The sequence below is a fragment of the Psychrobacter sp. PP-21 genome (assembly GCF_033790785.1).
In the GTDB taxonomy this organism is placed as follows: domain Bacteria; phylum Pseudomonadota; class Gammaproteobacteria; order Pseudomonadales; family Moraxellaceae; genus Psychrobacter.
On the sequence record NZ_JAMYEB010000015.1, the window covers coordinates 13,928 to 34,989 of the forward strand.

At 42.9% G+C, this 21,062-nt stretch carries 21 protein-coding genes; 16 read left to right on the forward strand and 5 right to left on the reverse strand.

The window, feature by feature from the left end; all coding sequences use genetic code 11:
- Nucleotides 1–318 precede the first annotated feature (318 nt).
- The 4 genes from NJD71_RS10875 to NJD71_RS10890 all read right to left on the reverse strand — a co-directional run bounded on the left by NJD71_RS10875 (nucleotide 319) and on the right by NJD71_RS10890 (nucleotide 3,822).
- A complete protein-coding gene (locus NJD71_RS10875) occupies nucleotides 319–1,161 on the reverse strand; it encodes a metallophosphoesterase (protein WP_319051993.1) in 843 nt (280 codons plus the stop codon).
- Nucleotides 1,162–1,419: 258 nt separating this feature from the next.
- Entirely contained in the window at nucleotides 1,420–2,241 is an 822-nt protein-coding gene (locus tag NJD71_RS10880) for a metal ABC transporter permease (protein WP_319051994.1), read from the reverse strand.
- 143 nt (nucleotides 2,242–2,384) lie between these two features.
- Nucleotides 2,385–3,176 carry a metal ABC transporter ATP-binding protein gene (locus NJD71_RS10885; protein WP_319051995.1) on the reverse strand — a complete coding sequence of 264 codons (792 nt, stop codon included), beginning with the start codon at nucleotides 3,174–3,176 and terminating at the stop codon, nucleotides 2,385–2,387.
- 91 nt (nucleotides 3,177–3,267) lie between these two features.
- Nucleotides 3,268–3,822: a Fur family transcriptional regulator gene (locus tag NJD71_RS10890; RefSeq protein WP_319051996.1), complete on the reverse strand. Its 555-nt coding sequence runs from the start codon at nucleotides 3,820–3,822 to the stop codon at nucleotides 3,268–3,270.
- Between the two features lie 271 nt (nucleotides 3,823–4,093).
- Here NJD71_RS10890 and NJD71_RS10895 point away from each other — a divergent pair, with 271 nt between their 5' ends.
- From NJD71_RS10895 to NJD71_RS10955, 13 genes are all read left to right on the forward strand, one after another.
- Entirely contained in the window at nucleotides 4,094–4,981 is an 888-nt protein-coding gene (locus NJD71_RS10895; protein ID WP_319051997.1) for a metal ABC transporter solute-binding protein, Zn/Mn family, read from the forward strand.
- 317 nt (nucleotides 4,982–5,298) lie between these two features.
- Nucleotides 5,299–5,697, forward strand: a complete 399-nt coding sequence (locus tag NJD71_RS10900) for an ATP synthase subunit I (RefSeq protein ID WP_319051998.1) — start codon at nucleotides 5,299–5,301, stop codon at nucleotides 5,695–5,697.
- Between the two features lie 681 nt (nucleotides 5,698–6,378).
- Nucleotides 6,379–7,245, forward strand: a complete 867-nt coding sequence (atpB, locus tag NJD71_RS10905) for a F0F1 ATP synthase subunit A (RefSeq protein ID WP_319051999.1) — start codon at nucleotides 6,379–6,381, stop codon at nucleotides 7,243–7,245.
- Nucleotides 7,246–7,278: 33 nt separating this feature from the next.
- Nucleotides 7,279–7,527, forward strand: a complete 249-nt coding sequence (gene atpE / locus NJD71_RS10910) for a F0F1 ATP synthase subunit C (protein WP_010197960.1) — start codon at nucleotides 7,279–7,281, stop codon at nucleotides 7,525–7,527.
- A 117-nt stretch (nucleotides 7,528–7,644) separates the two neighbouring features.
- Nucleotides 7,645–8,115, forward strand: a complete 471-nt coding sequence (locus NJD71_RS10915) for a F0F1 ATP synthase subunit B (RefSeq protein WP_319052000.1) — start codon at nucleotides 7,645–7,647, stop codon at nucleotides 8,113–8,115.
- A 13-nt stretch (nucleotides 8,116–8,128) separates the two neighbouring features.
- A complete protein-coding gene (locus tag NJD71_RS10920) occupies nucleotides 8,129–8,752 on the forward strand; it encodes a F0F1 ATP synthase subunit delta (RefSeq protein WP_319052001.1) in 624 nt (207 codons plus the stop codon).
- Between the two features lie 96 nt (nucleotides 8,753–8,848).
- Nucleotides 8,849–10,393, forward strand: coding sequence for a F0F1 ATP synthase subunit alpha (gene atpA, locus NJD71_RS10925; RefSeq protein ID WP_319052002.1), 1,545 nt, complete (start codon nucleotides 8,849–8,851; stop codon nucleotides 10,391–10,393).
- Between the two features lie 209 nt (nucleotides 10,394–10,602).
- On the forward strand, nucleotides 10,603–11,484 hold the full coding sequence (gene atpG / locus NJD71_RS10930) for a F0F1 ATP synthase subunit gamma (protein ID WP_319052003.1): 882 nt from the start codon (nucleotides 10,603–10,605) through the stop codon (nucleotides 11,482–11,484).
- A gap of 38 nt (nucleotides 11,485–11,522) precedes the next feature.
- Nucleotides 11,523–12,956, forward strand: a complete 1,434-nt coding sequence (gene atpD, locus NJD71_RS10935; protein ID WP_319052004.1) for a F0F1 ATP synthase subunit beta — start codon at nucleotides 11,523–11,525, stop codon at nucleotides 12,954–12,956.
- Between the two features lie 114 nt (nucleotides 12,957–13,070).
- Nucleotides 13,071–13,487, forward strand: coding sequence for a F0F1 ATP synthase subunit epsilon (locus NJD71_RS10940; protein WP_261869167.1), 417 nt, complete (start codon nucleotides 13,071–13,073; stop codon nucleotides 13,485–13,487).
- A gap of 625 nt (nucleotides 13,488–14,112) precedes the next feature.
- Nucleotides 14,113–14,829 carry a response regulator gene (locus NJD71_RS10945; protein WP_058023509.1) on the forward strand — a complete coding sequence of 239 codons (717 nt, stop codon included), beginning with the start codon at nucleotides 14,113–14,115 and terminating at the stop codon, nucleotides 14,827–14,829.
- Between the two features lie 312 nt (nucleotides 14,830–15,141).
- Nucleotides 15,142–16,830, forward strand: a complete 1,689-nt coding sequence (locus tag NJD71_RS10950; RefSeq protein ID WP_319052005.1) for an ATP-binding protein — start codon at nucleotides 15,142–15,144, stop codon at nucleotides 16,828–16,830.
- 131 nt (nucleotides 16,831–16,961) lie between these two features.
- Nucleotides 16,962–17,141: a hypothetical protein gene (locus NJD71_RS10955; RefSeq protein WP_319052006.1), complete on the forward strand. Its 180-nt coding sequence runs from the start codon at nucleotides 16,962–16,964 to the stop codon at nucleotides 17,139–17,141.
- A 33-nt stretch (nucleotides 17,142–17,174) separates the two neighbouring features.
- Here the strand turns inward: NJD71_RS10955 and NJD71_RS10960 are convergent, their stop codons facing one another.
- Nucleotides 17,175–18,656 (reverse strand): ATP-binding protein, encoded by a 1,482-nt coding sequence (locus NJD71_RS10960; protein ID WP_319052007.1) that lies wholly within the window; start codon nucleotides 18,654–18,656, stop codon nucleotides 17,175–17,177.
- A gap of 487 nt (nucleotides 18,657–19,143) precedes the next feature.
- Here NJD71_RS10960 and rpsP point away from each other — a divergent pair, with 487 nt between their 5' ends.
- The 3 genes from rpsP (at nucleotide 19,144) to trmD (ending at nucleotide 20,953) form a co-directional block, all read left to right on the forward strand.
- Nucleotides 19,144–19,413: a 30S ribosomal protein S16 gene (gene rpsP, locus NJD71_RS10965; RefSeq protein ID WP_021812802.1), complete on the forward strand. Its 270-nt coding sequence runs from the start codon at nucleotides 19,144–19,146 to the stop codon at nucleotides 19,411–19,413.
- Between the two features lie 165 nt (nucleotides 19,414–19,578).
- Nucleotides 19,579–20,112 (forward strand): ribosome maturation factor RimM, encoded by a 534-nt coding sequence (rimM, locus tag NJD71_RS10970; RefSeq protein ID WP_319052008.1) that lies wholly within the window; start codon nucleotides 19,579–19,581, stop codon nucleotides 20,110–20,112.
- Between the two features lie 76 nt (nucleotides 20,113–20,188).
- Nucleotides 20,189–20,953, forward strand: a complete 765-nt coding sequence (gene trmD, locus NJD71_RS10975) for a tRNA (guanosine(37)-N1)-methyltransferase TrmD (protein WP_319052009.1) — start codon at nucleotides 20,189–20,191, stop codon at nucleotides 20,951–20,953.
- The last annotated feature ends 109 nt before the right edge of the window (nucleotides 20,954–21,062 follow it).

Here is a 21,062-nt window from a genome sequence, read left to right on the forward strand (position 1 = left end):
ACTCTGACTCAGGTATATTGCTATGCAAATCTTTAGTTCAATAGCACTGCTCAAATCGTATTATAAATGATTGACTATTAACACTTAGCTTGTGGTTTCTTGGCCATCCTAGCTATTATTCTATTGCCTAATTTTAAATATTAGACCGTCCTCGCTTCATTTTACAAGTTGTATCATTGTTTATAGTAATAATGAAGTTATTTTTTATTTTGATCTCGTTTTTTCTTAATTTATTAACTTGTGCAATCTTGGTCAATATAGACTCAGCTCATAGTGGGCAAGGGGTGTAGCTATTATCTGTAGTAAAAAATATGGCCATTAAGTATCCAGTCTTTCAACCCAGCTTGCAACCTTTCCATTGTTGGCTAATTGCAACCAACGGTAGCCTGGCAAACCACTTTCATCATAAGCAAAATCGTGCGAATAAGGTTTGAACTGGTAGCAGGTAGACGGTGTGCTATAGACGGTAACCCCTTGGCGATAACGAACCTGCTCTTGATGAGTGTGACCACTAATAATGACTTGTAGATGCTCAAAAGGCGCCATATGCTCCCAAAAACTCTCCGTGTTTGTTGCCATATGGGTATCAATCCAGTCTGAATCCACTGGTATGATGTGGTGGTGTAGAGCAATGAGCGCTGGCTTATCACAGGCATCAAGACAGTCACATAGCCAATCAATGTCAGTGGTTGTTACTTCACCTGCTACCTTGCCTGTAATCGATGAGTCTAGCAATAGTAATTGCCAGTGATCTCCCTCAATCCTATGCCGGCTGAGCAGACGTGAGTCAGCTGGCTGGGCAACGAGCGACCTCTGAAAAAACGGTAGGTGTTCGCCATCCTCGTCAGTCACATCATGATTGCCAGCGATACAAACAAAAGGAATGTTAGTCGCTTGTAGGACAGCAAATATGTGGTCGTAGGTTGCCAGCCTTACTTTATTCACCAGATCGCCGGTCACAATGATCAAATCGCAGCGAATATCTTCACTCAGTGCTTGCTGGAGTACCGTCTCAAAGCTGCGCTGACAATTACCAGCATCATTATAACCACTACCATTAATATGAGCAGCGACAGGCGTGGATAAATGCAAATCAGTGATTTGTAAAATATTTATCTGTTCATCGGGCGTACTGATCTTATTGACAGGATAGCTTGGCATTGGGTCAGTCCCTTATCGAATCAAAACAATGGTCATTGTGAGAACGAGTGTGGATAAATGATCTACTACTTTTAATGGTATATGTGCCTATTATAACGGTTATCAACACTGATTGGTGACGAGTCATAATAGTGAATCGCAACGCGCAGTGGTAAAGCAATTTTATAACATAAAGCCAGTTAAAGCTCTAGTAATATTGGTGAAATAAAGTTGAACAAAGTTTCTAGAAATCTTCATTACAGCCTGAACGTCAATGAACTATTGATGGCGTGCTGAACGAAATTTTATTTTGGTTAGCTTCGAAAAAATCAAAGCGATAAAAAATAATATCGCTAATATCAATACAATAGAGAGACCCGTTTGAATATCTAACCAAATACTTCCCCATACTCCCAGCGTCACCCCCAGCTGAGCGATGATAAATGCGATAATCACCATTTGTTTTGGCGATGAGGACCATAGGCGAGCGGTTAATGCGGGCAATACCAGTAGCCCACTGATTAATAAGCTACCAACGGCTTGTAAAGCAACGGCACAGAACCCTGCAAGTAAGCCCATAAAAAACAGCCGCTGACGAGTTGGATTAATACCTTGGATACGCGCCAATGCCTCGTGAGTAGCCAGCTTGATTTGAGCAGGCCAGATATATAATAAAAATCCCAACCCAGCCAGTACGCTACCAGAGAGCAATGGCAAATCGGTCCAGTCAAGATCAAGCAAATTACCAAATAAAAACCCAAGCACATTCGCTTGTTGGTCAGTCAGTTGGGTCAAGGCCAGCAAGCCCAAGCATAGCAATGATACCGAGACGACAGCCAATACCGCATCAATTGGTAAGCGCTCATCATCAATAAGTACCAGTCCCAACACCACCATGACACTGACCAGTGCAATCCCAATACCCATAGGAAGCTGCCACCACACTGCTAAAGCGACTCCTAGCAACGTACCGTGAGCTAACGCATCAGCAAAAAAAGCCATGCGCCGCCATAATACCAAGCAACCTAAAGGTGCTGACAATAGCGCTAGAATACTGCCAGCGATCCAAGCGGGCGCAATGATGGCTAACCAAGCAGTCATAAGGAATATCCGTAAAATTTCTATAAAAAGGTTCAAAGCGACGTTTATATCTAATAAATCTAGCTTCAATGAGTGTGGTACTGACTACTTTCGGTTTCTTTCAGTTCTAAATATTCAGTTTCAAGTATTATTTACTCTCATCGTTATAACTCGCTTGGTGCATGATGCTCACAAGCATGTGGCTGATGCACATAGGGCTGTTCATAATGATGACCAAACAACTTTTGAAACTCTGTACTGATAGCCAGCTCGCTAGGCTGTCCTTCACAGCATATATGCTTATTGAGGCAGATGACTCGCCGACTGCCTTTCATAACCCAATGCAGATCATGAGAGACTACTAACATGGCGCAGCGCAAAAAATCCGGCAGCTCATCAATAAACTGGTATAACCAAACTTCAGTGTCAGGATCAAGCCCTTGCATCGGCTCATCTAAGATAAGCAAATTTGGCTTATCCAACAAGGCTCTTGCCAGTAATACGCGCTGAGTTTCACCGCCTGACAAATGCAGCATTTGCCGTGATAATAAATGTGTTAATGACAAATTATCATAGATAAACTGGCGCTGCTCAGCGGTGAGACGTTTTTTATTTGCTTGTCCCAATAAGTCGCAGACGCGCAGCGGCAATATCGGTGGAACAGCAAAACGTTGTGGCACATAGCCAAGTTGTAGCGGCTGATGAGCGGTGATACTGCCTTCAGTTGATTCAATCAAACCCAATATCAGCTTGACCAATGTGGACTTACCAGCGCCATTAGGACCGATAAGACTCACGGTCTCGTTGATCGCAATATCGATATTGATGTGTGAGAGTAAACGCTGATGGGCTATCTGGTAGCTGACGTTATTGAGGCTCAGCAGTTTGCCAGTATCATTTATGCTATTAATAGAAGTAGCAGTCAGCTGATTAGATAGTGAGGTAGATAGGCTCATAATGTGACAACCAATAAGTGAGTAAATGATACAGACGAACGATCAACGACAATGATGTCATTGCCATGCATCGATAAACGATGAATAAATATTACTGACAATCTTGGCAACGACCGCTGAGCTCAATGACACTACGCTCGACAACAAAACCAACATCTTGCTCAGCAAAGCTCATCATCTCTTGTACCGGTAAACTACTACACTCTTGAACCCGCTGACACTGATCGCAGATTAAAAAAGCAGCCGTGTGCCGTGCTCTGGGATGACAGCACGGAACATAAGCATTAATAGACGTCAGTTGATGAATCAGACCTTCGCTCAACAAAAATTCTAAGCTGCGATAGACTGTTGGTGGTGCAACGTTTTTGGGGGTGCGCTTCTTAACAGCTGGTTCGTCCACAGGCGACTTCGATATATCATCTGTTTCAGACAGCCGCATTTGCTGTAATTGAGTGATTAAGTCATAAGCGCCAACAGGTTGGTCGGACTCCAGTACTAACTGGTATATCTGCTGGCGTAGAGGTGTAAACCGTGCCCCATTTAAGCGGCAGTGCTCCTTCGCGGCCACCAATCGTTCAGTAACGTCATGCGGAGTCAAATCTTGCACATCATGCAAATGCTCACAGAGTGACGGAGTAGTAGACATAGTATGGGCTCCTAAAAATAGCATGGTAATCGCATGACGTTTTTTATGATAGCGTTTTTTATTGTTATAGTATAACATAATAAAGCTAAAACTATGAACATAGAACCGAATCAGCTTTTTTAATTCAATTGTTGATAGCCATATATACTCGTTAATTTATGTATGTCCTTCTTAGCGGACATTGTAATAAAGACGATGATTCGCATTGTGATTATTATTGACGAAAGAAAGACTTTAAATAAAGAACGACTCATTAACTAAAGAGCTTACCATGAACGCTATTGTTACTTATTTTCGACGCTCAATTATCACGTTACAACACTTACTGATTACAGGACTAGTGATAGGATCTTTTACATTGAGTGCGCAAGCTGCGACAGTCAGCGTAAGTAACTATCCGCTGTTTTTATTGAGTGAAGCCGTTACTGAAGGGGCGCCTTCAGCCAATCGATTGTTGCAAGCAGGGGAGGTGGGTCATCACGGTAGTATCAGCCCTGGTGATATAAAAGCAGTTCAAGATAGCAAGTTTGTCGTGTGGTTCGGTGAAAGGTTAGAAAATAACCTAGCGCCAAACTTAAATAATGCGCCTAATGCCATTGCTCTATTTGACTTTGACGCATTCAATCGTCATCCATTACGTGATGTAAAGGGCGATACGATCGACGGCACGTTAGACCCACATATGTGGCTAGATCCTGAAAATGCAAAGGCCATTACGCGTGCGCTTGCTGTGATTCATAGTCACGCCAATCCACAATACAAAGATCTCTATCAAATCAATGCCAAAAAGTTCGCCCAGCAATTGGACAAAGAGGTGGCAGGGTTCAAACAAAAATCTATCCAGAATAATGCAATGCGACCTTATTGGGCCTATCATGATGCTTATCAATATATCGAGGACAGTCTCGATCTAACGCTCATCGGTAGCCTGAGTGTCGACCATCATTTAGCCCCGAAGGCAAGCCAACTACGCTGGCTTAATGAGCAGCGTCCAGCCAAACAAATGTGTTTGGTCAGCCCAAGTCAGCCAGCAAAAGGTCTATTGGCTAAGTTGCAGCCCGTAAAAACCACCGTTCAAGCGGAAGATATGAGTAATAGCAAAGACTTCATTAGTGGTTGGCACAATATGGCGCAACAAATTTATCAATGTATCTCATAAAGCAACAGAAAATCTGCTAGGAATGTTTTTGTAACGGGTCTATATCTAAAAGAGCTACATGTAAAAAGACATATAAAAGGTATCAAACGACAGCGTTTGTAATGTCTATGGCGGGCTATGTAACTCGACAGTCCTAGCAAATAGCGTTAGGTGACTGATAAAAGTCATATTTTACTTGCTTAATACTAAGGGTCTCCTTATAATAAGTGGCGTTTTATTTTGGTTTAAAGGTAAGGCCTGTAGAGTAAGTCATTCACGGATAAAAACATGGCAAGTATGTTATATTATCCCAATGCTGAAAGGCTATAGGAATATCGATGACCAAGCCTGCCAAACGCACGCAAAAAGATAAGATTGGCATTTATATCAAACGGCAAGCATGGATATTATTTATCCTTATTATTGCCGCTTGGATCATAGAGACGATTTGGTTAGGTAGTGAACTTATAGTAGCAAAGAGCGCCGCCATTGGTGCGCTGCTAAGTTTTATGACTCAAGTTGTTTTTGCTCTCTTTATCTTTCGACATACTGGATATCGCGCGCGCCAACATATCGTTAGCCAGCTATATCGAGGTCAGATGGCCAAATGGCTATTAACTGTGTTTGGTTTCGCACTAATTTTTATTACCGTACAACCCCTATCTGCGCCTGCGCTTTTTATCGGTTTTATGGTAATGCAAATTAGTCACAGTTGGATGTTGTGGCATATACGCTAGCGCTAATAGATGATCGCTACACAGATGATTTATTAATAGTACTGGCAAGTCACCCTGCCGTCCAACTTCTCTATGACTAGTTCGGAAAGTCAAAGTACAAAACTGTCTTATGGCAGTATTAATGATCGTAAAAACCGAAGTATGAGCCTTTACGTCAGGCGCAGTATGTAACGACACAATGATAGGGTAGGGCGAACGCAGCCATAACTGTCATTAATAATGAACTTTTTACAGTTTAATTATGAACGAAAAGCTATATTAGCAATCGTTGTTGTCAGCTAACTTATTCATACAATGGATAATAAGGTCATAATAGACTTTACACGAATACAACGCTGCATTAATATAGGCAGCTAAATATTTTGCTTATAAACGGGATACTGAGCGTCGGTCGTAAAAACGGCCAGTAGGCAAGCACATATATAATAATTTTGCGTATAAAAATGCAAGGGCTATTACTGAGTTATCATAAGCCCTTTTTTGATAGCTAAAATTTATGTCACGCTATCAGATATAGCATTAGTAATAGAACTATGGGTTGGATGTTGTTGGTTACATGGGCGCTTTGGTATGGTTTATTTGCTAGCTTAATAGCATCGCAGATAAAAACGCTAAACCCATCAGATGACAACCATATTTTTGGTAGTTGATTAAATCGTTGATTAATAAGAAGCTTACATTATGGCATCCGAGCAAACATCATCAGAATATATCTCTCACCACTTAACGAACTGGACGTACGGCTATCTGCCGGGCGAAGGTTGGAAAGTTGCCTACAATGCTGAAGAAGCAGGGTTAATGGGCTTTAATGCTATCCATCTTGATTCTATGCTATGGTCAATCGGTCTAGGTATTTTATTTTGTGCCGTCTTTTGGATGGTTGCCAAAAAAGTAACCTCAGGCGTACCAGGCAAAACTCAAGCAGCGGTTGAGATGATCGTTGAGTTTGTTGATAACAACGTTCGTGATTCTTACAGTGGTACCTCAAAATTGATCGCGCCACTGGCGTTGACTATTTTTGTCTGGATCTTCTTGATGAACCTGATGGATTTGATACCGGTTGACTTTATTCCAGGTCTGGCTGGACAGATTGGTGCCGCTATGGGCCATGATCCACATCATGTTTTCTTCAAGATTGTTCCAACGACTGATCCTAACATCACGCTTGGCATGTCGTTCTCTGTCTTTGCACTGATTATCTTTTATAGCATTAAAGAAAAAGGTTTGGGCGGCTTTATCGGTGAGTTAACATTACACCCGTTTGGTGCCAAAAACCCAATCGTACAAGCGATTTTGATCCCGATCAACTTCATCCTAGAAGCAGTTACTCTAATAGCTAAGCCTGTATCACTTGGTTTACGTCTATTCGGCAACATGTATGCTGGGGAATTGATTTTCATACTGATTGCTCTAATGCCATTTTGGATTCAATGGGCGTTATCGGTACCGTGGGCTATCTTCCACATCTTAGTTATTACACTTCAAGCGTTCGTATTCATGATGCTGACGATAGTTTATATGTCGCTTGCATCATCAACTGAACATTAATTAGACATTCAATAGGTAAATGAGGATACATCAATGGATCCAGTATTAGGTGGTTACACAGTTATCGCAGTAGCACTACTTATCGGTCTTGGCGCACTTGGCACAGGTATTGGTTTTGCTATTCTAGGTGGCAAATTCTTAGAAGGTGTTGCACGTCAACCAGAGCTTGGCTCACAGTTGCAAACTCGTATGTTCATCGTAGCAGGTCTTCTTGATGCTATTCCGATGATCGGTGTTGGTATTGCTATGCTATTGTTGTTCGCTAACCCTCTAGCAGGTTAATCCGAAAGCTCAGTTGTAAATGTTTGGTACTCAGGAATTCACTATCAAATATAGTCAAGATTTGACTGCCAAACATGATCAATGAAACTGATTTTTCATTAACAAAGAGGTGATCACGTGAATATCAATTTTACCCTCGTCGGTCAAGCCATTGCTTTTGCAATATTTGTGGTTTTTTGCATGAAATTCGTGTGGCCACCACTTATCGGTGCCATCAATGAGCGTCAGCGTAAAATCGCAGATGGCTTAAATGCCGCAGAAAAAGCAAAAGCAGATTTGGCGACCGCGGAGCAAAATGTCCAGCAGGAACTTGATCTTGCAAAGACCAAGGCTGCTGCATTAATCGAGCAAGCCAACAAAAGTGCTAATCAGCTTGTCGAAGATGCAAAATCGCAAGCCCAAGCGGAAGGCGAGCGTATTCGTCAACAAGCTCAAGCATCTATTGATCAAGAAATCAATCAAGCACGTGAATCATTACGTGCCCAAGTTGCTGAGCTGGCTGTACTTGGTGCAGAAAAGATTTTGCAAGACAAAGTCGATGCGCAAAAACATGCCAGTATGTTAGACCAACTGGCGGCGAAGCTGTAATTGTGAGGATATAATGGCTGACTTATCAACCTTAGCACGACCGTACGCTAAAGCCGCGTTTGACTATGCCAACGAAAACGGCGCAGTAAATGAGTGGGAAAACTTCTTACTTGTTGCTAGCACTGTTGTCAATGACAAGTCGTTCAGTACTTGGCTAGACAATCCAGCTGTTTCTGCTGAGCATAAGTCAGCTGCTTTGGTCGATCTTTATGATACGCAAGTAGCTAGCACTAATGACTCTGCTCTAAAGCAGTTGTTAGATGATGCTCAAGGTACCAACCTTAGCAGCAATGCCAGCTATCCAAAAGTATCAGTAGCACTTAGCAATTTCGTTAAACAGTTATCAGAACAAGAGCGTCTAGCGCTGCTTCCTGAAGTTTATGAGCATTACCGCCGTCATAAGGCAGTAAGCTTAAAGCAGCTTGACGCATATGTGACCTCTGCTTATCCATTGACTGATGAACAGCGTCAAATGCTACAAACGCGTCTTGCTACCTCGCTAAATGCAAGTGTAGTGATTCACGAAACAGTTGATCCAAGCCTATTGGCAGGCGCTACAATCAAAGTCGGTGATAAAGTCATTGATGATTCGATGCGCGGCAAGTTACAACAGTTAAAAACACAGCTAACTGCCTAATGCCATGTATCGACGCAGACACATAATATAATCTGCGTCATAGTAAGAGCATTTAAGTCAGTGGGCGGGTTATCATAAATTAAAGGAAACAAGGCAATGCAACAATTGAATCCAGCGGAAATCAGTAACCTGATTAAGCAGCGTATTCAAGACCTTGATGCGGGTGCAACTGCAAAGAATGAAGGCACGATTGTCAAAGTATCTGACGGTATCGTGCAGATTCATGGTCTTGAAGATGCCATGTACGGCGAAATGATTGAGTTTGAAGGTGAAGTCTATGGAATGGCGCTTAACTTAGAGCGTGATTCTGTTGGTGCAGTAGTACTAGGTGACTTCCTAAAGTTACAAGAAGGTCAAAAAGCCTATTGTACTGGTCGCATTCTTGAAGTACCCGTAGGTCCTGAGCTGCTAGGCCGTGTTGTTGATGCTTTGGGTAATCCTATTGATGGCAAAGGTCCTATCGATGCCAAAATGACTGACAAAGTCGAAAAGATCGCCCCAGGTGTTATCGATCGTCAGTCAGTAGATCAACCAGTTATGACTGGTTATAAAGCCGTTGATACCATGATCCCAATCGGTCGTGGTCAGCGTGAGCTTATCATTGGTGACCGTCAGACTGGTAAAACAGCAATGGCTATCGATGCGATCATTGCACAGAAATCATCTGGCATTAAGTGTGTGTACGTGGCTATCGGTCAGAAACGTTCGACCATTGCTAACGTAGTACGTAAGCTTGAGCAAACTGGCGCGTTAGAATATACCACTGTTGTGGTTGCTTCAGCATCAGAGCCTGCTGCACTACAGTATATCGCACCGTACTCAGGTTGTACGATGGGCGAATACTTCCGTGACCGCGGCGAAGATGCACTGATTGTATTTGATGACTTATCAAAGCAAGCAGTTGCTTATCGTCAAATTTCACTATTGCTACGTCGTCCGCCAGGTCGTGAAGCCTATCCTGGTGACGTTTTCTATTTACACTCACGTTTACTTGAGCGTGCATCACGTGTAAACGCGGATTATGTAGAAAAGTTCACTAACGGCGAAGTGAAAGGTAAAACTGGTTCTTTAACCGCATTGCCTATCATTGAAACCCAAGCTGGTGACGTCTCTGCATTCGTACCAACCAACGTGATTTCGATCACTGATGGTCAGATCTTCCTAGAGTCTAGTTTATTCGCCTCAGGTATCCGTCCAGCAGTCAACGCTGGTATCTCGGTATCTCGTGTGGGCGGGGCCGCTCAGACTAAGATTATCAAAAAGCTATCTGGTGGTATTCGTACCGCTCTAGCGCAGTATCGTGAATTAGCAGCATTTGCTCAGTTTGCCTCAGATCTTGATGACGCAACTCGTGAACAGCTTGATCATGGTGAGCGCGTAACTGAATTGATGAAGCAGAAGCAATACCAGCCGATGTCAATCTCTGAGCAAGCAGCCGTTATCTATGCATCAAACGAAGGTTTCTTGGCTGACGTTCCTGTTGAAAAGATTGGTTCTTTTGAAGAAGCATACTTGCGCTATATGCATGATGAGCAAAGTGAATTGATGCGTGAGATTGATGACACTGCGAACTACAATGATGATATCGCAGGTCGTTTAAAGTCAGCGTTAGAGACCTTTAAACAAAATCACAGTTATTAATTTAACGGGTTAAGCCGAAATGGTTATAACTGCCGTTTGAAAAGTGGCGCGTTGTCTGATCAGATATTTGCGCCACTGTTTTAACCATTACCGGTATTAGATCGCGTAATGCCACAAGATATAAAATGTTATTCTATAAGACTGATGTTATATATCAAATGATTGTCGCATGCGCCAATGCTTTTTAACCCTCTTATATTGGAATCATTATGGCAAGCTTAAAAGAGATACGTGCCAAAGTCACCAGTATTAAAAGCACCCAGAAAATTACTCGTGCTATGCAAATGGTAGCGGCAAGTAAAATGCGCCGTGCCCAAGAGCGCATGGAAGTGGGTCGCCCGTATGCTGATAGTATGCGCCGGGTTATTTCACATTTGGTGCATGCCTCATCAGACTACAAACATCCGTATATGGTATCGCGTCCAGTCAATAAGGTTGGCTATATTGTCATCACCTCTGACCGCGGCCTGGCGGGTGGTTTGAATATTAACCTATTCAAAGCTTTATCTAAGAGTATCCAAGATTATCAAGATCAGTCAGTACAAGCTGAGTTTGCAGTCATCGGTGCCAAAGGTGTGAGCTTCTTCAAAAATTTTGGTGGTAAAGTCACATCGGCTGTGACCGATTATGGCGATAAACCAACGTTTGAGCAGTTGAATGCACCAGTTCAAGCGATGCTTGAAGACTATAGTAACGGCAATATTGACCGTATCTATGTGGTCTATAACCGATTCGTCAATGCGATGACTCAGAAACCAACGGTCAATCAGTTGGTTCCTCTACCAGAGCAGTCATTCGATGATGAAGACAGTGGTCTACAGACAGAACTTAGCTGGGATTATATCTACGAGCCTGATATCAAGACGTTGATTGATGAATTGCTTGGTCGCTATATTGAGTCGATTGTTTATCAAGCGGTAATGGAAAACGTTGCCTCTGAGCAGTCTTCACGTATGGTTGCGATGAAAGCGGCAACAGATAATGCTGGTGACCTTATTAACGATTTACAGTTGGTTTATAACAAGCTGCGTCAAGCGGCGATTACCCGAGAAATCTCGGAAATCGTTGGCGGTGCTGCTGCTGTTTCATAATTGACTACACCTATATATAGAAGTTCAAGGAGAACGCAATGAGTAGCGGTCGTATTGTACAGATTATTGGCGCGGTTCTTGACGTTGAGTTCAACCGTAATGAAGTTCCTCAAATTTTTGATGCCTTGCAAGTAGATGGTACCGAAACCACCCTAGAAGTACAGCAACAGCTAGGTGATGGTATCGTACGTACTATTGCAATGGGTTCAACCGAAGGTTTAAAGCGTAACCTACCTGTTACTAATACCGGCGCACCGATTTCTGTGCCTGTTGGTACTGGTACGCTAGGTCGCATCATGGATGTTCTTGGTCGTCCTATCGATGAAGAAGGTCCTGTTGCTGCTGATGATAAGTGGTCTATCCACCGTGAAGCACCAAGTTATGCTGAGCAATCAAACAGCACTGAGCTACTAGAAACCGGTATTAAAGTTATCGATCTGCTTTGCCCGTTTGCTAAAGGCGGTAAAGTTGGTCTGTTCGGTGGTGCTGGTGTCGGTAAAACCGTTAACATGATGGAGCTGATCAACAACATCGCTCTAAAACATGAAGGTTTATCAGTATTTGCGGGTGTCGGTGAGCGTACTCGTGAAGGTAACGATTTCTATCACGAAATGCAGGAAGCTGGCGTTGTAAACACTGAAGACTTTAGTAAGTCTAAAGTAGCGATGGTATATGGCCAGATGAATGAGCCACCAGGTAACCGTTTACGTGTTGCACTGTCTGGTTTGACCATGGCTGAGTACTTCCGTGACACCAAAGATCCTGTTACTGGTAAAGGTCGTGACGTACTGTTGTTTGTTGATAACATCTACCGTTATACACTAGCGGGTACAGAAGTATCAGCACTACTTGGTCGTATGCCGTCAGCGGTTGGTTATCAGCCAACACTCGCTGAAGAAATGGGCTTACTACAAGAACGTATTACCTCAACTCAGTCAGGTTCGATTACTTCTGTGCAAGCGGTATATGTACCTGCGGATGATTTGACCGATCCATCACCTGCTACAACGTTTGCTCACTTGGATGCAACAGTTGTACTAAGCCGTGACATCGCATCACAAGGTATCTACCCTGCGGTTGATCCACTCGATTCAACGTCACGTCAGCTAGATCCACAAGTGATCGGCGAAGAGCATTACAACGTGGCTCGTGGTGTTCAGGAAGTTCTACAACGTTATAAAGAGCTTAAAGACATCATTGCGATCTTGGGTATGGATGAGTTATCAGAAGAAGATAAATTAGTTGTTTATCGTGCTCGTAAGATTCAGCGCTTCTTGTCTCAGCCATTCCACGTCGCCGAAGTCTTTACTGGTGCACCTGGTAAATACGTAGCATTACGCGATACCATTGCTAGCTTTAAAGCAATCATCGCTGGTGAATACGATGACCTACCAGAGCAGGCATTCTACATGGCTGGTAGCATCGATGAAGTCGTCGCTAAAGCTGAAAAAATGAAGTCTTCTGCAGCGTAAGCTGTATAAGCATGAGCTAATGAGTAGGTATAACATAACTCTTGTATCTACTCTTCAGTAACGCATCGCAGTTTTACTGTTTTTTGATCGCGCTTTGATGGTAAGGAATTAAGTATGGCAACGTTACAATGTCGCGTCGTAAGTGCTCGTGAAGAGTTGTATTCAGGCGAAATTAGCATGTTAATAGCTACTGGTACCGAAGGCGAGATTGGTGTACTGCCAGGTCACACACCGCTTATTACTTTGTTAAAGCCAGGTGCAATGCGAGTGCAAACACCAAACGGTGAAGAAGAAATAATTTATGTCTCAGGTGGTGTATTAGAAGTACAACCTAAGATGGTTACCGTATTGGCTGACACCGCTATGCGTGCAAGCAATCTTGATGAAAGTAAGATTGTCGAAGCTCGCAAGAAAGCTGAGCAAATGCTAGTAAACCAGTCTGATACACTACAGACTAATGCAGCTTTAGCCTCACTTGCAGAGTCAGTAGGACAGCTACAGACTATTCGCAAGTACAAAAATCGCGTGTAACTTATCATTGATAGTTATTACTGTTAGCGATAGGTAGCTGTCTAAAGCTAACATTGTAATCGAAGACAAAAAGCAGTCCATTATATGGGCTGCTTTTTTATGTCTGTTAGTTTGAATTTGCCAATGCTATGGCTGCTACTTTTACTTATATCAGTGTTTGGACAGATAAGTATTTTATGAGCCTCCGTTAATTATCGTTTGAGAACAAGATAATATTGGATTTCCTTAAAATGCCACTAGCAGTAAGGGTGATATGTGGTTATATTAGACTATGAAATATCGTAAGTATGGAGTGATACTGTGGTGCGTCTGTGCGATGTAAGACACTAACATTGGTTATTAGGATGCGCTCTGGTTGTAAGTATTTAACGAAAACGAAATTACTGCCTATTATTGAGATAGGTAGGATTATTCTTGGACGCAAACTAAAGTTTTATTAGAGGTAGTTTATAGGTTTTGTTAACGACTATCAGCTATAGTATAGGAAGCTGTAGGTTTAATAGTATACTGTGCTACCAAGTTTGTAACAGCTATACGAACATCAATTGTACTGCTTTATGGTGCTATTAATTTTACCGCTCTTACTTTTACTGCTTTTAAATTAGATGTATTAGAGGATATAACAATGACAACGACTGAAGAAGACAACACCCCCCGAATCCTGATTGTTGAAGATGATGAGCGTCTGGCCATGTTGACTCAAGATTACTTGGTCAAAAATGGTTTAGAAGTGGCAATTGAAACTGACGGTAACCGTGCTATTCGCCGCATTGTAAATGAACAACCAGATATGGTCGTACTTGATGTCATGCTACCTGGTAGCGACGGATTGACAGTTTGCCGTGAAGTTCGCCCGCACTATCAAAATCCTATTTTGATGCTGACTGCGCGTACCGAAGATATGGATCAAGTATTGGGTCTAGAGATGGGTGCTGATGATTATGTCGCTAAACCTGCTCAGCCGCGCGTATTGCTCGCTCGTATCCGTGCTTTATTACGTCGTTCAGAAAACGCACCATCAGAAGATGTGCCGCAGCGTTTAGAGTTTGGCGAGTTAGTCATTGACAACGGTGGTCGCTCAGTCAATCTAGGTGATGAGCTGGTTGATTTTACTAGCGCTGAATATGATCTATTGTGGTTACTTGCTTCTAACGCAGGTCGCATTTTATCTCGTGAAGATATCTTTGAGCGTCTACGTGGTATTGAGTATGATGGTCAGGATCGTTCAATTGATGTGCGTATTTCACGTATTCGTCCAAAAATCGGTGATGATCCAGAAAATCCAAAGCGTATCAAAACCGTACGTAGTAAAGGTTACCTGTTTGTGAAAGAAGGCAACTAAGATTACTGCATCTACGTAGTGATTAATTATTAGTCATTTTCGAAAAAAACCAGCATCTTTGCTGGTTTTTTTGTGGCTAAATTTTAACTTTTGAACTTAAATGCAGTGTTATGTGGTTTAATTAACCCATTATTATAGACACTGATCGAATATGGGTGACTTGTATCTATATTTGGGCGATTATTGCAGATTAATTAGACTGCATTAGTCAAAGTCTATCTCTATTTGATAATACTCGATATCAGTATATGGCGCTCACTATGTAGCGAATGATATCGGCACTCTCTATCTATTAAGTTGGTCACGGCACGTATGTCATTAGTCTCTTCTTTAAAACACAGTATTTTTGTTCGTATCTATGCTGGACTGCTTATAGTCTGTTTATGCGTAGCATTGTTTGCGCAGTTATTGATGGACACCATCAATAAGGAACGCGTGCAGTCCTATCGCGAGAGTATGGCGATGGGGGCGTTTCATTTAGTAAGTGAAGGCATCTCTCATCAAGATACTAAAGAAGATCGTGAGTATTGGCTGTCTGATGCCAGTAGTCTATTTGGTTCAACGTTTAAGATTGTCCCTATCGATGAGGTAGACTTTACTGCCAGTGAATTAAGACGCTTTAAGAACGATGCCACAGTGGTTCGTTATATGAGCCAACCTGTCTATGCAGATGTGTATTATCGTCTGCCAGACAATGAGAACGTGTTGACCGCGCGAATATCGCAAGTCACAGAGCAGCAAGTACGAGCTATCGCAATATTTTTACTAGATGATTTGTCCTATCAGATGACCTTGTCTGACAAGCGTGCGCGTCTAGCAGAGTTAGAGGAGAAATTTTCTTTTCCTTTAGCGTTTACTGCTGTCAATACGCTCGATTTGGATTCAGATCAGATGTCGCGTTTGCGCCGTGACGAAGTGGTTATCTCATTGCAAGATACTAATAGCAGCAAAAGTAACTCATCTATTAGAGTAGTGGTACCGTCTGAAATCAATGATATGGCGATATTGATTGGTCCTGTGCCGTTGTTCAACTGGTTCCCACTTAACCTAATCATCAGTATGATTCTGATTAGTATGTTCTTAATCAGTTTGGGTGTTTATGCGCTTATTTTCCCGCTTGAGCGTAAGCTACAGCTGATTCAAGTAGGTGTCAACGAAGTCAGTAAAGGCAATCTTGATATTCAAGTACAGGTCATTGGGCAAGATGAGATTGCGCGTCTGTCAGCGACATTTAATGCCATGACGTCACATATCAAGCGTTTGATTGAGTCGCAACGAGAGCTGACGCGAGCAGTATCACACGAGCTTCGGACGCCAGTGGCACGTATTCGGTTTGCCGTAGATATGCTTGCTGATACTGACGATGAGGATTCGCGCTTCATGCAACGTGATTATATCGATGAAGATATTGAATCACTTAATGGCCTGATTGATGAGATTTTGACTTATGCTAAGCTTGAGGAAGGCTCGCCAAAACTAGATTTGGAGCCAGTAAACCTCAAAGAGCTGCTTGAGCAGATCGAGCGTGAGACCAATGCATTGGGTAAACCAATCAAAATCGTGACCAACTTACCAAACCCAAAAGTCACTGCCATCGCAGATCGCCGCTATTTGCACCGCGTGATACAGAATCTTGCAGGTAATGCTTTGCGTTATGCTGAGACGACTATCATCGTTAGTGCAGGCGTCAAAAAAGGTAACGCGTTTGTCAGTGTAGAAGATGATGGACATGGTATTCCTGAAGCCGATCGCGAAAAAGTATTTATACCGTTTTCACGTTTAGATGACAGCCGTACACGGGCATCTGGTGGTTACGGCTTAGGCTTATCAATTGTATCGCGCATTGCTTTTTGGTTTAATGGTAGTATGAAAGTCGATGAAAGCCATACACTTGGTGGAGCGAGATTTGTGATGACGTGGCCTATCAAACCACTGACCCAGATTCTTGCTGCTGATGAGCTAACACAAGAGAGAAGCGAACGTGATTTTGATACTAAATAATTGCTCCCCGTAACCGTGTTTAGCCATACAAGAATTATGATTAAATGGATTTGATTACAGACACTTTGGCAATGAGATGATGCGTTTACCATATATTTCTAAAATAGCTTTATAGTATAGGAGGGTAGAGGATGCCATATTTATTTGGAGGACTGGTGCTATTGAACGCGATAACATTGGGTTATCATTTGTTCTTCAAACAGCCCTCAACGACCCAAACACTAAAGGCAGCACAAGGGGAGCTGACTCAGCCCCTTGCCTTCACTAATAGTGCTGAGTATCTCCCGCCTATCATTGGTACGAGAGACTAAGCAACTATCGCCCGATTTATATGGGCGATATTTTTATCGTATGTCTTTATTCGTTGTAGCGTTCTCTACTCCGGAGGTATCGACCGTATCAGCAGCGATGGTATTATCTCCAGTAACTTTGGAGAGTAGGGGGATGCGCACGCATACTTGCAGTCCACCATCAGGGTGGTTAATGGCCTCCACCGTACCGTGATGTAACCTTGCGATACGATCGACGATAGCCAGTCCTAACCCACTACCTTGCGTCGTACGTGCGGTCTCCCCGCGCTCAAACGGCTGCATAATACGCTCTAACTGATCCTCTGCCACCCCGTTACCGCAGTCCCGCACACAAATCATCAATTGCTCTTGCGCCTCTTGAGTGACTACGTTCTCACTGACCACATCGCTCTCTTCTTCTGGAGCCGTTTCTATAAATGTCGGTGTCACTGTGGCTGAAAGATAAATCGGTGGTTTACCATAGCGATTGGCATTGTTGATGAGGTTGATAATCAGACGTTTGATAGATAAGGGGCGTACAGGAACGACCTTATTGCATTCTGATTGATATATAAACTTCATTGGCGCAAATTGCACCATGATTTCGTTAAATATCGTATCCAAATTGGTTAAGCTTACGGGCTCATCAGAGCCGTCTTTCATAAACGAGATGAACTGCTCCAAGATAGCATCCATGTCTTCAATATCGTAAATCAACCCTTCTCGAAAGAAATCATCTGGCAGCATCTCAGCAGTCAAACGCATACGAGTCAATGGTGTACGTAAGTCGTGCGAGATGCCAGCAAGCATAATCGTCCGCTCTTTTTGCGCTTGATTCAATGTCGTAAACAAACGGTTAAAAGCCATATTTACTTGACGTATCTCAGTAGGACCCTTTTGCGTAGGTAAGGTCGTAGCATGTCCTAAACGAATGTAGTTGGTCGCTGCACGCTGCAAATAACGTAGCGGGCGATTAAGTTGTCGTGCAAGCAAAACAATGGTCAGTAGGGATAATATAGGCAGCCCAATCAAGAACAGTACGAGTAAGGTCGGACTGTACTGTGAGTAGTAAACCACGGGCTCACGAATCCAAAAACTGTCGTCGCGGCTGTCCTGCACCCAAAGCTGAGGCGTTGGCTTAAATTTAAAGTACACTTCGACAGGTCGACCCAGCTGCGCACCAATCTCACGCTGAAGCACATCAGTGAAGAAACCGACAAACGCCTTATCAGCAACTTCAGGGAAATCACTGGGATTGTTGACGACGACGACGTGAGAATGTTGATAAACCCACTGACGGATATCAGGGCGGTACTGCCAGTCTTTATTCACGCTATTGATTAAACGTAGCTCACTTGTCAAATAACGCGCGTGATTTTTGAGCTCTGGTAGATACAAACTGCGCCAAAAAAATAGAATTGATAAACCCACACTGATAAGAACAATAAAAGAGACCATCAAGGTCGTCAGCCAGGTGTTGGAGTAGGAGCTTGGCAGCCAACCTTTGCGACGCGGCTTTGAGTTTGGTGTGATCATATAAATCCAGCAGGTTAAGAGGGGTACTGTGTTGGGTTTGGTCTTGGACTAAACCGCTGTATCGTGGCTGAGACAGTTCAGTGGATGCTGTGAGCGTACGTAAAACTAAGCAAGCTACGATAATCATAGAATAGCACATTCGATAAATAGTACTTGTATAGTACTTATTGAGAATAGCCGCTCAATCTTTGAGATCAAAATCAAGCAAATTAGATATGAGTGATTTGATGCATGGGTTAATTATGTATAAATGGTTTGATGTCTAATTGGTTTGGTTTGAAGACGATTCGATGCCTAGGTAACTTGTTCTTATGAAGTACCTACTATGAGCATTTAAAAAATGGTTATCGACAATTATGTTTTACATGGACTAGCATTTAAGCTATTGTTAATAAATAATTAAATATGCACAGTTTATGTTTTCAACAAATAAAGACTGTGATATAATTATGCCCTTTTTGGTATACCTGCGAAAGAGAGAATTCACATGGTTGTTATTCGTTTAGCACGGGGCGGTGCCAAGAAACGCCCATTTTATCAAGTAGTTGTTGCTGATCAACGCCGTGCGCGTGACGGTCGCTATATTGAAAACATCGGCTTTTTTAACCCACTCGCTAAAGAGTCTGAAGAAGCAGTACGCCTAAACATGGAAGCGTACAATGCGTGGATCGCAAAAGGTGCACAACCTTCAGATCGCGTTGCTTCATTAGCAAAAGCTTACAACAAGTCTGCAGCACAAACTGAAGCAACTGCTTAAGTTTTCGTTGTTACTGAACCACTTATAGTCTAACTACAAGTTGATTCAGTAGACTTTAGAATACATAGCGTAACTGGTCTGACCAGGGTGCGCCATTAACTGTTTATCGCTTTTGACACAATTGTTTTTGCAATTGCTGTTTTAATCATTGTTAGGTTAGCTGCTATGTCATCTACTCCAAATGCTAGTACCCTCATGAAAATCGGTCAGCTTAAGAAGCCTTACGGCATTAAAGGTTGGCTTTGGGTATTTAGTGATACGGATGATCGTACAGCGATATTCGACATGAAGCCGTGGTGGATGAAAACTGCCACTGGCATGAAACCTTTGACTGTGAAGGCTTGGCGTGAGCAAGGCACAGGACTTGTGGCTCAATTTGAGCAGATTCCTGATCGCAATGTTGCTGAGACTATGAACGGTGTTACCGTTTGGGTCGAACAAAACGTCCTACCTGAAACAGCTGAAGACGAATATTATTGGTCGGATTTGGTCAGTCTGCGCGTGATGAACGAGCAGGATGAATATCTAGGCAATATCACTGAAATGTTTGAAACCGGTGCCCATGACATTATGCGTGTAGCGGCCAATTCAGACAGTTTGGATAATGAAGAGCGCCTAATTCCATGGCATAAGCAAACGGTTATAGAGGTCAATATGACTGAAAAAACAGTACTTGTGGCATGGCCGAGTGATTATTAATATCGATTCTAGCTTTTAGTTAGACTTCATTAATAGCCACACCGATTGTTTTAGCCTCAATGTAAGTAGACATCAGATGTATTTTGCCGTAATTAGTATTTTTCCTGAGATGTTTGCCACGATTCGTGAGTTTGGAATCACGGGACGGGCAGTGACTCAAGAGCAAGTTACGATTGAATGCATTAATCCACGTGATTATACCACTGATAACTATCGCCGTATTGATGAGCGCCCTTATGGTGGCGGTCCTGGGATGGTGATGATGGCTGAGCCATTATCGAAAGCCATCGAGGATGCCCGTTTGCGCGCCAGTCAGCATGGCTGCCGTATCGATAACGAGCACTGTCCGGTGATCTATATGTCGCCACAAGGACAGACGCTTAGTGAGAGTAGCGTCGTTGGTATGACTGATTACGATGGCATGATTTTATTATGCGGTCGTTATGAAGGTATCGATGAGCGTTTGCTGTCACAGTATGTCGATATGGAAGTGTCACTAGGTGATTACGTGTTGACTGGTGGTGAGCTACCAGCGATGGTGCTGATGGATAGTGTGATACGTCGTCTGCCCGATATCATGGGTGATGACAAGTCAGCAGAGCAAGACTCGTTCGTCGATGGCTTGCTTGACTGTCCACATTATACTAAGCCGCATGAGTTTGCCGGTATGGCAGTTCCTGAAGTGTTACTGTCAGGGCATCATGCCAATATCGCCAAGTGGCGTTTTGCTCAGCAAGTCAGTCGTACGCAAACGCGTCGTCCAGATTTGTGGCAAGCGTTTACCCCAACGGCAGAGCAAGCGAAGTGGCTAAAAGCACTGGCAAAAGCAGATAAAAAGTAGGGTGTTAACCTTTGATTTTATCGTTTTTAAGTTTGATAAACAGTTAAAAAACAGAATTTTGAGCAATAATAAAACGAGTCATCACATAGTGGCCGTTGGTTATAACCCA

Coding starts and splice junctions, on each gene's coding strand:
- NJD71_RS10875 (WP_319051993.1), bottom strand. CDS start 1,161: ATGCCAAGCTATCCTGTCAATAAGATCAGTACGCCCGATGAACAGATA.
- NJD71_RS10880 (WP_319051994.1), bottom strand. CDS start 2,241: ATGACTGCTTGGTTAGCCATCATTGCGCCCGCTTGGATCGCTGGCAGT.
- NJD71_RS10885 (WP_319051995.1), bottom strand. CDS start 3,176: ATGAGCCTATCTACCTCACTATCTAATCAGCTGACTGCTACTTCTATT.
- NJD71_RS10890 (WP_319051996.1), bottom strand. CDS start 3,822: ATGTCTACTACTCCGTCACTCTGTGAGCATTTGCATGATGTGCAAGAT.
- NJD71_RS10895 (WP_319051997.1), top strand. CDS start 4,094: ATGAACGCTATTGTTACTTATTTTCGACGCTCAATTATCACGTTACAA.
- NJD71_RS10900 (WP_319051998.1), top strand. CDS start 5,299: ATGACCAAGCCTGCCAAACGCACGCAAAAAGATAAGATTGGCATTTAT.
- atpB (WP_319051999.1), top strand. CDS start 6,379: ATGGCATCCGAGCAAACATCATCAGAATATATCTCTCACCACTTAACG.
- atpE (WP_010197960.1), top strand. CDS start 7,279: ATGGATCCAGTATTAGGTGGTTACACAGTTATCGCAGTAGCACTACTT.
- NJD71_RS10920 (WP_319052001.1), top strand. CDS start 8,129: ATGGCTGACTTATCAACCTTAGCACGACCGTACGCTAAAGCCGCGTTT.
- atpA (WP_319052002.1), top strand. CDS start 8,849: ATGCAACAATTGAATCCAGCGGAAATCAGTAACCTGATTAAGCAGCGT.
- atpG (WP_319052003.1), top strand. CDS start 10,603: ATGGCAAGCTTAAAAGAGATACGTGCCAAAGTCACCAGTATTAAAAGC.
- atpD (WP_319052004.1), top strand. CDS start 11,523: ATGAGTAGCGGTCGTATTGTACAGATTATTGGCGCGGTTCTTGACGTT.
- NJD71_RS10940 (WP_261869167.1), top strand. CDS start 13,071: ATGGCAACGTTACAATGTCGCGTCGTAAGTGCTCGTGAAGAGTTGTAT.
- NJD71_RS10945 (WP_058023509.1), top strand. CDS start 14,113: ATGACAACGACTGAAGAAGACAACACCCCCCGAATCCTGATTGTTGAA.
- NJD71_RS10950 (WP_319052005.1), top strand. CDS start 15,142: ATGTCATTAGTCTCTTCTTTAAAACACAGTATTTTTGTTCGTATCTAT.
- NJD71_RS10955 (WP_319052006.1), top strand. CDS start 16,962: ATGCCATATTTATTTGGAGGACTGGTGCTATTGAACGCGATAACATTG.
- NJD71_RS10960 (WP_319052007.1), bottom strand. CDS start 18,656: ATGATCACACCAAACTCAAAGCCGCGTCGCAAAGGTTGGCTGCCAAGC.
- rpsP (WP_021812802.1), top strand. CDS start 19,144: ATGGTTGTTATTCGTTTAGCACGGGGCGGTGCCAAGAAACGCCCATTT.
- rimM (WP_319052008.1), top strand. CDS start 19,579: ATGTCATCTACTCCAAATGCTAGTACCCTCATGAAAATCGGTCAGCTT.
- trmD (WP_319052009.1), top strand. CDS start 20,189: ATGTATTTTGCCGTAATTAGTATTTTTCCTGAGATGTTTGCCACGATT.